10 protein-coding genes are annotated in these 12,365 nt (G+C 61.7%); 3 read left to right on the top strand and 7 right to left on the bottom strand.

From position 1 onward, the window contains the following. Positions 1–32: 32 nt before the first annotated feature. The gene (locus D8U61_RS09405; protein WP_038861199.1) at positions 33–527 is read left to right on the top strand and encodes a M48 family metallopeptidase; all 495 of its coding nucleotides are present in this window, start codon (positions 33–35) and stop codon (positions 525–527) included. Positions 528–545: 18 nt separating this feature from the next. Next, positions 546–842 (top strand): winged helix-turn-helix domain-containing protein, encoded by a 297-nt coding sequence (locus D8U61_RS09400; RefSeq protein ID WP_016772794.1) that lies wholly within the window; start codon positions 546–548, stop codon positions 840–842. 96 nt (positions 843–938) lie between these two features. Here the strand turns inward: D8U61_RS09400 and D8U61_RS09395 are convergent, their stop codons facing one another. Next, entirely contained in the window at positions 939–1,391 is a 453-nt protein-coding gene (locus D8U61_RS09395; RefSeq protein WP_130926808.1) for a GNAT family N-acetyltransferase, read from the bottom strand. Between the two features lie 255 nt (positions 1,392–1,646). On the opposite strand from D8U61_RS09395, the gene D8U61_RS09390 reads away from it, so the two are divergent. Then, positions 1,647–2,384 carry a transporter substrate-binding domain-containing protein gene (locus D8U61_RS09390; RefSeq protein WP_130926807.1) on the top strand — a complete coding sequence of 246 codons (738 nt, stop codon included), beginning with the start codon at positions 1,647–1,649 and terminating at the stop codon, positions 2,382–2,384. A gap of 111 nt (positions 2,385–2,495) precedes the next feature. Here D8U61_RS09390 and yccS read toward each other — a convergent pair whose 3' ends face one another. The 6 genes from yccS to D8U61_RS09355 all read right to left on the bottom strand — a co-directional run bounded on the left by yccS (position 2,496) and on the right by D8U61_RS09355 (position 12,241). Then, entirely contained in the window at positions 2,496–4,688 is a 2,193-nt protein-coding gene (gene yccS / locus D8U61_RS09385) for a YccS family putative transporter (protein WP_110603548.1), read from the bottom strand. Positions 4,689–4,906: 218 nt separating this feature from the next. Beyond that, positions 4,907–6,085 (bottom strand): NAD(P)/FAD-dependent oxidoreductase, encoded by a 1,179-nt coding sequence (locus D8U61_RS09375; protein ID WP_130926806.1) that lies wholly within the window; start codon positions 6,083–6,085, stop codon positions 4,907–4,909. Between the two features lie 131 nt (positions 6,086–6,216). Further along, positions 6,217–7,602 carry an ATP-dependent RNA helicase DbpA gene (gene dbpA, locus D8U61_RS09370; RefSeq protein ID WP_024014613.1) on the bottom strand — a complete coding sequence of 462 codons (1,386 nt, stop codon included), beginning with the start codon at positions 7,600–7,602 and terminating at the stop codon, positions 6,217–6,219. 292 nt (positions 7,603–7,894) lie between these two features. Beyond that, positions 7,895–9,322, bottom strand: coding sequence for a multidrug transporter subunit MdtD (gene mdtD, locus D8U61_RS09365; protein WP_042606617.1), 1,428 nt, complete (start codon positions 9,320–9,322; stop codon positions 7,895–7,897). 139 nt (positions 9,323–9,461) lie between these two features. Beyond that, on the bottom strand, positions 9,462–10,799 hold the full coding sequence (locus tag D8U61_RS09360; protein ID WP_073476436.1) for a TldD/PmbA family protein: 1,338 nt from the start codon (positions 10,797–10,799) through the stop codon (positions 9,462–9,464). Next, positions 10,799–12,241 (bottom strand): TldD/PmbA family protein, encoded by a 1,443-nt coding sequence (locus D8U61_RS09355; RefSeq protein WP_130900722.1) that lies wholly within the window; start codon positions 12,239–12,241, stop codon positions 10,799–10,801. The genes D8U61_RS09360 and D8U61_RS09355 overlap by 1 nt, the downstream gene beginning before the upstream one ends. Between the last annotated feature and the right edge of the window lie 124 nt (positions 12,242–12,365).

The following is a 12,365-nucleotide window of genomic DNA, read 5'->3' as shown; positions in this document are numbered from 1 at the left end:
GGCGGACCTTTTTCGAACCGCGTCGCTCGTCCATGACTGTGTTGAAGTACCTCCAGGCCTACCCCGCACAATTGCAGGATCAGGTGCGCCAACTGATAGCCGAAGGGCGCCTGGGTGAATACCTGAATCAGCGCTATTCAGGGCGACACGACGTGCAGAGCGACAAGGCCTTGTACAGCTACGCGCTGGATCTCAAACAGCAGTACATGCGCAATGCGCCGGCCATCGACAAAGTGCTGTTCGACAACCGCCTCGACCTGACCCACCGCGCGCTCGGTCTGCACACCACGGTGTCGCGGGTGCAGGGCGGCAAGCTCAAGGCCAACAAGGAAATCCGCATCGCCGCGCTGTTCAAGGACGCCGCGCCGGATTTTCTGAAGATGATCGTGGTGCACGAGCTGGCGCACTTCAAGGAATCGGATCACAACAAGGCGTTCTATAAACTGTGCGAGCACATGCTGCCGGGGTATCACCAGATCGAGTTCGATCTGCGTGTGTACCTGACGTGGCGGGATATGCAGGCTTGACCAATCAGGAAGGTGTGGATGGACGTCAGCAAGACCAAGAGCAGTTTCTATCGCCGTTTGTACGTGGCTTATCTGATCGATAGCGGCCTGGCGCCGAGTGTGCCGACGCTGACCGAAGTCACCGGCATGCCGCGACGCACGGCGCAGGACACGATTGCCGCGCTGGCCGATCTGGACATCATCTGTGAGTTCGAACAGGAAGAGGGCGCGCGCAATCATGCCGGGCGCTATCGGATTCGCGAGTGGGGAGCGATTGATCGCGGCTGGATCGAGCGCAATTTGCGGCAAATAAAAGCGGTGCTGGAATACCCCTGATTCCTGCGCCGACGGTTCTGACGCCTTCGCGAGCAGGCTCGCTCCCCCAATGGATATGCATTCCCTGTGGGAGCGAGCCTGCTCGCGAAAGGGCCTTCAGGACCGACGCATGCCGATGTGCGGAATGTCATCCTCCAGATATTCCTCGCCGACTGCGACAAACCCGTACCTGCCGTAATACCCCTGCAAGTGTGCCTGCGCCGACAGATAGATCGGCACCTGCGGCCAGTGCTTTTCGGCCTGCTTCAGCGCCTGTTCCATCATCGCGTGGCCCAACCCTTTGCCACGGCCAGCGGGCGCGGTCACCACGCGGCCAATCACCACGTCGCCGCCCTGGGATTCCGGGTCCAGCAGGCGCAGATAAGCCATCAGCTGATCATCCTCCCAACCCATCAGGTGATGGGTATCGCCCTCCAGATCCTGGCCGTCGAGGTCCGGATAGGCACATTTCTGTTCGACCACGAATACATCAGAGCGCAGCTTCAACAAGGCGTACAACTGCTCTTTGCCCAAATCGCGATGATGTTTGCAGATCCACTCGATTGTCATTTTTCGATTCCTTGACCATGTCGCCCGATACTAAGCGCAGCAGCGCCGTATGTCTGTATGGCGCAACAGTCTGTGATAAAGGTCAAAATGCCACTATTCCTTTCTCGCGCTGGCTGCGACTTTGTGTAATCTGCTCAAGAGCACTGTCCACTGCCTCCCATGAGCTAATGTTCAATGCTTGGGTTTTGCCGATAAGGGGCCTTGGGTTTTGACGTGAAACCACGTCGGGCGGTTGCCCGCTGAGGATGTTCAAGCATGCTGCGATTGCTTCAAGCCGTTGCTTTGATCGGACTGCTGGTGCTCGGCCAGGATGTTGCGGCGCAGAAGCTGCGGCTGGCGTTCGATAATTGGCCGCCATTTACCGACGATGCACTGGTCAACGGTGGCCTGGCCACCGACATTGTCAGCACCGCACTGGCTCGCGCCGGTTATGCCAGCGGTTACGAACAAGTGCCGTGGGCGCGAGCATTGCTGGGGATTGGCGAGGGGCGTTACGACGTGCTGGTCAATGCCTGGTACAACGACGAACGCACGCAGATCGGTCAGTTTTCCGGTGAGTACCTGATCAATCGCATCCGATTCCTCAAGCGTAAAGACGCACCCATTGAATACAACAGCCTCGAGCAACTGCACACCTATCCGATCGCGGTGGTGCGCGGCTATGCCTATTCCGCCCCTTTCGATGCCGACACGGCGATGCAGAAAGTGCCCGTGCACAACTTCGCCATGGGCGTGCGCATGCTCGCGGCGGATCGGGTCAAGCTGACGCTTGAGGATGAGTACGTAGCGAAGTATTACCTGGCGCGGGAATCGGCCAAGGTGCGCAATTCGGTGGAGTTCCTATCCAAGCCGTTGAGTGAGAACAGCCTGCATATTCTGGTCAGCCTGAAGAATCCGCAGCATGAGCAGATCGTCGCCGGGTTTGACCGGGCGATTGCAGCGATGAAGGCTGACGGGACTTATGAGAAGTTATTGCGGCGGCATGGAATGTGAAGGGTGATCCGGCATTTTCTTTGTGGCTGATGACCTCTTCGCGAGCAGGCTCGCTCCCACAATTTGAAATGCATACCCTGTGGGAGCGAGCCTGCTCGCGAACGCGTCGTCTCAGGCGCCGCTGATTTCGGCAGTGTCCTTGATCAAATGCGCCGCCAATGTCCGAAGCGGCCCCAACTGCCGGCAAATCAGCGCCAGCTGCGTCTGCACCAACCGCTGCCCTTCATCGATTTCATCCGGCATCTGTTCCAGCTCATTGGCCAGCGCTTCTTCTTCATCACTCTGAATTGCAATCGGCTGCTTGCTCGCAAGGCCTTGAGCGATTTCGTCGATGCTGGTCGCCAGTTTCACCCCGGCGCCTTCGATCAGATGCTCGCGCACCTCCGCTGGCAACTGTGTTTCACGGTGTGCGCCGAGCCCTGACAAATAGCTGAGCAACGTGTGCGACAGCACTAGGAAACGGAAGCCGACATCCGCCTCCTTACGGAAATGCCCCGGCTCCATGAGCATGTTCGCCAGTGTGGTCGACAGCGCCGCGTCGGCGTTATGGGCGTTGCGGCGGGCCAGGCGATAGGCGAGGTCGTCGCTCTTGCCGGCGGCGTATTGCTGCATGATCTGGCGCAGGTAGATGCTGTTGCAGGTCAGGGTGTTGGCCAGCACTTTGTTCAGGCGCCGACCCTGCCAGTCCGGCAGGAACAGGAACACCGCCAGACCCGCGATCAAACTGCCGAGCAAGGTATCGAACAGCCGTGGCAAGAACAGCCCGTAGCCATCGCCGACCTGATTGAAGCAGAACAGCACCATAATCGTGATCGCCGCCGTCGCCAGGGTGTAGCGGGTGGTGCGATTGGTGAAGAACACCACGCCGGCAGCAATGGCGAAGCACGATTGCACCACCGGGTTGGGGAACAGATCGAACAGCGCCCACGCCACCGTCAGGCCAATGGCCGTGCCGATGATCCGCTGGCCGAGCTTACGCCGGGTGGCGCCGTAGTTCGGCTGGCAGACGAACAGCGTGGTGAGGATGATCCAGTAGCCTTGGGACGGGTGGATCAGGTGCACCATGCCGTAGCCGATGCTCAGTGCCAGCGGCAGGCGCAGGGCATGGCGGAACAGCAGCGAGGTCGGCGTCAGTTGCGTGCGCAGGCGAATCCACACGTCCTTGAGATTGCGCGGTGAGCGGTCGAGCAGGCTGCTGTCGGTGGCGTCCGCCAGGGCATCGGGGTTGCTGGCATCGCTGAGCAAGCGATCGAGGGTGCCGAGGTTGGCCGCCAGTGCGCGCAGCGAGCGCAGCAGGCCGCGCCATGCCGGATTGCTCTGGATGCGCAAGTGTTCGAGGGAGGCATGCAGGTCGTTCAGGGCTTCGGCGAAACTGGCGTCGTAGATGAACGGCTGGCGCATCTGGATGGATTCGGCCAAGGCCCGGCAGGCCTTGCCTTGCTGGCGCAGCAGGCGCTGGCAGCGGAACAGCACGTCACTGTGGAAGAACGCCTCGGCCAGCGCGTTGTAAGGGTAGTGCGAAGAGCTGGCGCGTTCGTGGATGTCCTGCGCGAGGAAATACAGCTTCAGATAACGGCTGACTTTCGAGCCCGGTCGACCGTTGCCGACCCGGTGCAGGATGATTTCCTTGGCCGTGTTCAGGGCGGCGACCACCCGGCCATTCTGCTGCGCCAGTTCGAGCCGGCGGGCTTCGACGTCCATCTGCCGGATCGGCTCGAACAGCGAGGATTTCAGCTTCAGGTACAGGCCCAGCTCGCGGAACAGGCGCGCCAGACTTTGCTGCACCGGTTGATTGGAAAACAGTGCCTGCCACAGCACCGAGAGCAGGCCGTACCACGCCGCGCCAGCGACCAGCAGCATCGGCTCATGCCAGAAGTCAGTGACCGCGCCGCCGCGCTGATCGACGCCGATCATCGTGTACACCGACAGAATCAGCGTCGCCGAGGCGATCGCACCGTAACGCTCGCCCAGTGCGCCGAGCATGGTCAGGCCGAAACTGGCCAGCGCCAGGGCCACGGCGAAAATGATCGGGTAGGGGAAGAGCAATTCCACCGACAGCGCGGCGATGCTGAAACACACCAGTGTCACCGCGAGGGCGTTGAGACGACCTTGCCAACTGTCGTCGGTCTCGGCCAGGGCGCTGGCGATGATGCCGAGGAACAACGGGATCAGCAGGCCCATTTCATCCTGATACCAGCACAGCGCCATGCTGCCGGTCAGGGCGATGAATACCCGCACGCTGTAGCTGAATTTATCCAGCGCCCACAGGCGCCGCAAAGACTGACGAAACGAGGTCGAGGACATGAAGTGCGAAGGCCTTCCGAGGCGATGCCGCTAAATTGAGCCAGTAATGACGCCGACGCAATGGCGTCGAGCACATCTGACAGCAAAAAGTGTTCCTTGATCGCCCGCGCCCCCCTGTAGGAGCTGCCGAAGGCTGCGATCTTTTGACTTTGATCTGTAAAAACAAGATCAAAAGATCGCAGCCTTCGGCAGCCCCTACACGGGGAGTGTTGTTCCGGTCAGACGAACTGCGCAGCAGCGTAACCAGAGGCCCAGGCCCACTGGAAGTTGAAGCCACCCAGATGCCCGGTGACGTCGAGCACTTCCCCAATGAAGTACAGGCCGGGGCTTTTCAGCGACTCCATGGTCTTCGACGACACCTCGCGGGTGTCGACGCCGCCCAGGGTCACCTCAGCCGTGCGATAGCCTTCAGTCCCCGCCGGCACAACCTTCCAGCTGCCGAGTTTCTCGGCAATCTCCGCCAGTTCAGCATGGGTGTACTGCTTCATCGGTTTGGAGACAAACCAGTTGTCCGCCAGCAGATTGGCCATCTTCTTGGTGAAGATCTCGCCAAGCAAAGTCTTCAGCTCGCTGTTCGGACGCTCGGCGACTTGCTCTTGCAACCAGCTCGCCGCGTCGTGATCCGGCAGCAGGTTGATCTCTACCGTATCGCCAGACTCCCAGAACGAGGAAATCTGCAGAATCGCCGGGCCGCTGAGGCCACGGTGAGTGAAGAGGATGTTCTCGCGAAAGCTCTGATCATTGCAGCTGACCAGACAATCCACCGACGTCCCGGACAATTCGGTGCAGAGTTCCTTAAGCTGATCGGTGATGGTGAACGGTACCAGCCCGGCGCGGGTCGGCAGCAGTTCATGGCCGAACTGTTTGGCGACTTGATAACCGAAACCGGTGGCGCCCAGGGTCGGAATCGATAGCCCGCCGGTGGCGATCACCAGCGACTGGCACTGGATTTGGCCGAGGGTGGTGTCGAGCAGATAACCGCTGTCGGTTTTTTCGATGGTCTGGATCGAGGTGTCCAGGTGCAGCTCGACGCCGGCCTGATCGCACTCATCAAGGAGCATGCCGAGGATGTCGCTGGATTTGTTATCGCAGAACAGCTGGCCGAGTTTCTTCTCGTGGTACGGCACGCCATGTTTGCCGACCAGACCGATGAAATCCCACTGGGTGTAACGCGCCAGCGCCGATTTGCAGAAATGCGGGTTCTGCGAAAGGAAATTGCTCGGTTCGGTGTACATGTTGGTGAAATTGCAGCGGCCACCGCCGGACATGAGGATTTTCTTGCCGGCCTTGTTCGCGTGGTCGAGCAGCAACACCTGACGCCCGCGCCCGGCGGCGGTCAGGGCACACATCAAGCCGGCCGCGCCAGCGCCAATGATCACGACTTCGGTAGAGCGCAAAACGGTGTCCTCACACAATGATCGTTCCCACGCTCTGCGTGGGAATGCCGCCATGGACGCTCTGCGTCCGTTGTTATGTGACGCGGAGCGTCACGGGATGCATTCCCACGCAGAGCGTGGGAACGATCAGGTCAGAGAATACGCACGCGCAACGAGCGGCCCTTGATCTTGCCGTCGTTCAGGCGCTGCAAGGCCTGCATGGCCACGGTGCGCTCGACAGCGACGTAGGCCTGGAAATCGAAGATCGCGATCTTGCCGACCTGCGCACCGGGAATGCCCGCTTCGCCGGTCAGTGCGCCAAGAATGTCGCCCGGGCGCACTTTGTCTTTACGGCCAGCGCCGATGCACAGGGTGGTCATCGGTGGTTGCAGCGGCGCCAGGCCCTGGGACTTGAGGTTGTCGATCTGATCCCAGTTCAGCGGCGCTTTCTGCAGTTGTTCGATGGCTTGCGCACGATGAGCTTCGGACGGCGCGACCAGGCTGATGGCGATGCCTTTCTCGCCCGCGCGACCGGTACGGCCGACGCGGTGGATGTGGATTTCCGAATCGCGCGCCAGCTCGACGTTGATCACCATGTCCAGCGCATCGATGTCCAGACCACGGGCGGCGACGTCGGTGGCAACCAGCACCGAGGTGCTGCGGTTGGCGAACATCGCCAGTACCTGATCACGATCACGCTGTTCCAGATCGCCGTGCAGGCCAACGGCGGAAATACCTTTGGCGGTCAGGTGATCGACGGTTTCCTGAACCTGCTGCTTGGTGAAGCAGAACGCCACGCAGGACGCCGGACGGAAGTGGTGCAGGACTTTGGTCACCGCGCTCATGCGCTCTTCCGGGGAAATCTCGTAGAAGCGCTGCTCGATCTGCGTGTCGTCGTGGAAGGCTTCAGCCTTGACGGTCTGCGGATCGCGCATGAATTTCGAGGCCAGTTGCTTGATGCCCACCGGGTAGGTCGCGGAGAACAGCAGAGTCTGCCGGCGCTCCGGGGTCTTGATGATGATGTCTTCGATGGCGTCGTAGAAACCCATGTCGAGCATGCGGTCGGCTTCGTCGAGGATCAGCGTGTTCAGGCCGTCGAGCACCAGCGAACCCTTGCGCAGGTGCTGCTGAATGCGCCCCGGAGTGCCGACGATGATGTGCGCGCCGTGCTCCAGCGAAGCGATCTGCGGGCCGAATGACACGCCACCGCACAGGGTCAGGACCTTGATGTTGTCTTCAGCGCGGGCCAGACGACGGACTTCCTTGGCCACCTGGTCGGCCAGCTCGCGGGTCGGGCAGATCACCAGCGCCTGGCACCCGAAGTAGCGCGGGTTGATCGGGTTGAGCAAGCCGATGCCGAACGCGGCGGTCTTGCCGCTGCCGGTCTTGGCCTGGGCGATCAGGTCCATCCCCTTGAGGATCACCGGCAAGCTCTGCGCCTGGATCGGCGTCATCTGGGCATAACCGAGTGATTCGAGGTTAGCCAGCATGGCGGCGGACAGCGGCAGAGTATTAAAAGCGGTGGCGATGGTGGTCACGGGACTGGCCTGCAAAACAAAATGTCGCGCAGTGTAGCAGCCCCGTGCCAGTTTCCTCGACAGTTCTGGACGAACAGCGATTGAATCCGAGGCAGGGATTACCTGTGGCGAGGGGATTTATCTGTGGCGAGGGGATTTATCCCCGATGGGGTGCGCAGCACCCCCAATACCTGCCACCTCAATTCATCAGGCTGACCGCATCCAACCTTTTTGGGGCTGCTGCGCAACCCAGCGGGGATAAATCCCCTCGCCACGGAAGTCCTTCAGCAGCCACAGATGTCCTCCAGCACAATCAGTGTTCGATGTGCTCCTGTGGCCGTTTCGCCCGGCGCCCGTCTTCCTTGGACAGCTGCGAGAAAATCGTCGCCGCCAGCATCGCCATCACGCCGACCGTGACGAAGGTCAGCTGGAACGCACCGAGTACGGTTTCCACGCCATCGTTGCCGACCTTCGCAGTGAAGCCGCCGAGCAGCGCACCGGCGCAAGCCACGCCGAGGCTCAGCGACAACTGCGCTACCACCGACAGCAGACTGTTGCCGCTGCTGGCGCTGGCATCGTCGAGGTCGATCAGCGTCACCGTATTCATCGCGGTGAATTGCAGCGAGTTGATCGCACCGAGCACCGCCAGCAGGCACAGCAGCAGCCAGTACGGCGTCTGCTCGCTGACCAGACCCATGCTCGCCAGCATGATCCCCAGCGCCAGCGTGTTGCCGGTGAGCACGATGCGATAGCCGAGGCGTTCGATCAGCGGCCGCGCGACCCACTTGGCGATCATCGCCGCAGCGGCCAGTGGCAACATGCTCATCCCGGCTTGCGACGGCGAGTAACCCAACGCGACTTGCAGCAGTAGCGGTACCAGAAACGGCAGGGCGCCGCTGCCCAGTCGCGCGAACAGGTTGCCGAGAATGCCCACGGCGAACGTGCGGGTCTTGAACAATGACGGCGCGAACAACGGGTTTTCGATGTGCCCGGCGCGCAGCCAGTACGCCGCCAGACAGGCCATGCCGGCGAACAGCAGCAACATCACCCGCAGGTGCGGCAGGTGCAGTTCGCCAAGGCCTTCCATGGCGATGGTGATGAGGATCATCGCCGCGCCGAACAGCAGAAAACCGAGGCTATCGAAGCGCGTGCGCTCCGTGCCGCGCAGGTCGGGAATGAACTTCCACACCGCATAACAGCCGATCACCCCGACCGGCAGATTGATCAGGAAGATCCAGTGCCACGTCACGTATTCCACCATCCAGCCGCCCATGGTCGGGCCGATCAACGGGCCGAGCAGGCCGGGAATGGTGATGAAACCCATGATCCGCACCAGTTCCGAGCGCGGATAGGCGCGCAGCACCACCAGCCGCCCGACCGGCAGCATCAGCGCACCGCCGAGGCCCTGAATCACCCGCGCACCGATGAGCATGCTCAGACTGCTGGACAAAGCGCACAGCAACGAGCCGAAACTGAACAGCAGAATCGCGCCGAAGAAGATTTTCTTGGTGCCGAAGCGGTCGGCGATCCATCCGGAGGCCGGGATCAGCAGGGCCACGGTGAGCATGTAGGCGATGATCACACCCTGCATGCGCAACGGGTCTTCGGCCAGATCGCTGGCCATGGCCGGCAGCGCGGTGTTGAGGATGGTCCCGTCGAGGGACTGCATGAAGAACGCAATGGCGACGACCCACGGCAACCAGCGGGCGGTGATGGCGTCGAGAGGCGGGCGGTTGGGCATGGAACCTCTTGTGGTCTGTTTGATGATCGTTCCCACGCTCTGCGTGGGAATGCCTCAACGGACGCTCTGCGTCCGCTTTTGGCTGGGACGCGGAGCGTCCCGGGCTGCATTCCCACGCGGAGCGTGGGAACGATCGCTGTCAGAGGGTCAGGGTCAACCGGCTGACCAGCGCCCCCGGCAACAGCGATGACGAGGTATTGCGCTGGCTGTACGTACTCGCCGAGAGCAGCAGCTCACGCTCGGTGGTCAGTGCCTCCAACTGCGAACCGAGCAGGTTGTAGGCGCTGTCGTCGAAACGCATGGTGCTGACCGGCGCCTGGATTTCGCCGTTCTCGACCCAGAAGGTCGCGAAACGGGTCATGCCGGTCATGCGCGCCGCCGGTTGGTCCGAGTAGTTCAGGTACCACAGGTTGCTGATGTACAGCCCGGTGCCCAACTGCTTGAGGATCTCTGCTTGCGACAGATCACCGGCGGCCATGTTCAATGCACTGGGCATTTCGCCGCCGCCCGCACCGTTCGCCGCCAGACCATATTCGGCGGCGCTGCGCGAGCCGACCAGTTGATCACCGGCCCGGCCTTCGATGATCAGACGCAGATCGCTGCGCGGATATCCCTCGGCGGAAAACGCCGGGCTCAGGGATTCGCTGACTTTCTCATCCAGCGACACCAGCGGACTGAACGCCTGATCGCCGACGTAGAGTTTCTGCAACGGACTGCTCTTGCTGGCGATCGATTGCGCCGAGAAACCGCCCCAACTGAGCATGCCCATGATTTCTTCCAGTGCCGCCGGCGCCAGATAGGCGCGGTACTGTCCCGGTGCCAAAGTGCGTAACGGTCGGCCGAGAAACTCCAGCTGTTCGCGGGCCTGGGCGAAACGCCGGGCGAAGCCCTCGTCGCTCCAGTCATGCCCGGCGTAGCTGGCCTTCACCGCTTCGCCGTTTTCATGGAACAGGCTGAAGTCGAAGTTGAAACTGTTGGCTTCATGCCAGCCGAACGCGCCGGCGGAGCTGGCGAAACCGCGGCTGATCGGGCCGGCAGCATAGAAACCGACCAAATCCAGACCTTCAGCGGCAGCGCAGATTTGCCCGACGACATCTTCGGTGTCCGGCAGCGGATGCGCTTGTACGTGCGTGCTCTGCCAGCTGTTGTGATTGAGCAGCAGGTACGGATCCTGCGGCAGCAGCGGCAGGGTTTCGCGCAGTTGCTGCAAGCCTTCGGCGAGGCGTTGCAGATCGGCTTCCTGATCCCCGGACAAGGTGATCTGCAGGTCGGCGTGGCGACCGTCGTCGATCAGTTTCAGGCCGACGTTGGCCTGTTGCACTTGCCCGGCCTGGCGCACCTTGGCGTGATTGAAGCGCACGAACGCCGAGGCTTCGGCGGCGTAGCTGAGCGTGAACTGTTCCGGCTCGCGCACGCTGTCGCGCAGCCAGTTGACCATGACCTTGAAGGCGTCGGACTGACGCTTCGAAATGCTCATCAGGCGTCTCCCCCAAACACATCAATGTTGCTGAATACGCAGGCCGGCGAAGCGTGGCCGACGCGAATCACCTGGTTCGGTTCGCCCTTGCCGCAGTTCGGCGTGCCCAGCACCTTGACGGTGTTGGCATCGCCGACGGCGCGCAGGCTCTTCCAGAAGTGCGCGGAAATGGCCCGGTAGTTGGGATTTTTCACCACGCCTTTAAGTTCACCATGCTCGATCAACTGGCCCCATTCGCAGCCGAACTGGAATTTGTTGCGCGCATCGTCGATCGACCACGAGCGGTTGGTGCTCATCAGGATGCCGTGCTCGATACCACCGATCATCTGCTCCAGCGTCTGATCGCCCGGCTCGATGTTGAGGTTGGCCATGCGGTCGATCGGTGGCCGGTTCCAGCCGCAGGCGCGGCTGTTGGCAACGCCATCGAGGCCGGCGCGATATTGCGACAGCGCCCCGCCCAATGGCCGCAGCAACAGGCCGTCGCGGATCAGGAATTGTTTGCTCGCCGCGGTGCCGTCGTCGTCATGGCCGTAGCTCGCCAGCTCTTCGGGAATGCCTGGATCGAAAGTTACGTTGAGCAGGTTCGAGCCGTATTGCAGGCTGCCGAAATCGCTGGTCTTGACGAAACTGGTGCCGGCGTAATTGCGCTCATCGCCGAGGATGCGGTCGAGCTCCAGCGGGTGACCGATGGATTCATGGATCTGCAGCATCATCTGATCAGGCATCAGCAGCAGGTCGCGCGGGCCTTGCGGGGTGTTCGGCGCGAGCAGCAGTTGCAGGGCCTGGTCGGCGACTTGCGGACCGGCACCGACCAGGCCGCAGCGGCTGATGACGTCGGCGCCACCCTGTTGGCCGAAGTTCTCGCGGCCGAGGCTGCGGGTCTGGCTGTCGTTGCCGTCGTAGGCGGTGACGTCGAGGCTCGGATAGACGAAGCGCTGGGCCTGGCGCAATTCGGCGCCGGCGCTGCTCAGGTAGATCTGCTCGACGTTAGTGATGCCGATGCTCACCTGCCAATTGACCAGGCGTTCATCCTTGGGCACCGAGGCGGATTCCGCGCCGAGCAGATCGAAGCATTCGCTCAGGGACGGGAAGGGCTGTTCGAGATTGGGTGAAAAATAATCAGCGCGATCGCTGGAAAGCGGCTGCTCGCGCAGATCGAGCAAGGCGTGCGGCTTGAGCCGGCGGGCCTGTTGCTCGGCGCGCTCGAGGGCGGCTTGCAGGCCTTGTTGCGAGAGGTCATTGGTCGCCGCGTAGGCTTCGACGCCATTCACGCGCACGGTGAGCATCGCCCCTTCATCGCGGCTCAGGCTCGGCGGTTCGGCGACGTTCTTGCGCACCGACAGAAACTGCCCGGACTCGCGCACATACCGCAGGGAAAAAAATTCAGCGCCCGTGCGCAAGGCAGCAAAGCGCTGCTTGAGCTGGGGGTGGAAATCGAACATTCGGGAACCTCCTTGTAATGGAGTAGCGGCATGGCGACAGCGGGGAGGGGTGAAACGGTTGCGCGAGGTCTAGAGTAGGCCTGCGTGGGGGTAGGATCAAGTGAAGAGGGGGTGTAGGGGGATT

The organism is Pseudomonas sp. Sample_14 (assembly GCF_004307515.1).
GTDB lineage: Bacteria > Pseudomonadota > Gammaproteobacteria > Pseudomonadales > Pseudomonadaceae > Aquipseudomonas > Aquipseudomonas atacamensis.
The sequence above is the reverse complement of the archived record's forward strand: the minus strand, read 5'-3'. Positions and strand labels throughout refer to the sequence as shown.

Coding starts and splice junctions, on each gene's coding strand:
- D8U61_RS09405 (WP_038861199.1), top strand. CDS start 33: ATGACTGTGTTGAAGTACCTCCAGGCCTACCCCGCACAATTGCAGGAT.
- D8U61_RS09400 (WP_016772794.1), top strand. CDS start 546: ATGGACGTCAGCAAGACCAAGAGCAGTTTCTATCGCCGTTTGTACGTG.
- D8U61_RS09395 (WP_130926808.1), bottom strand. CDS start 1,391: ATGACAATCGAGTGGATCTGCAAACATCATCGCGATTTGGGCAAAGAG.
- D8U61_RS09390 (WP_130926807.1), top strand. CDS start 1,647: ATGCTGCGATTGCTTCAAGCCGTTGCTTTGATCGGACTGCTGGTGCTC.
- yccS (WP_110603548.1), bottom strand. CDS start 4,688: ATGTCCTCGACCTCGTTTCGTCAGTCTTTGCGGCGCCTGTGGGCGCTG.
- mdtD (WP_042606617.1), bottom strand. CDS start 9,322: ATGCCCAACCGCCCGCCTCTCGACGCCATCACCGCCCGCTGGTTGCCG.
- D8U61_RS09360 (WP_073476436.1), bottom strand. CDS start 10,799: ATGAGCATTTCGAAGCGTCAGTCCGACGCCTTCAAGGTCATGGTCAAC.
- D8U61_RS09355 (WP_130900722.1), bottom strand. CDS start 12,241: ATGTTCGATTTCCACCCCCAGCTCAAGCAGCGCTTTGCTGCCTTGCGC.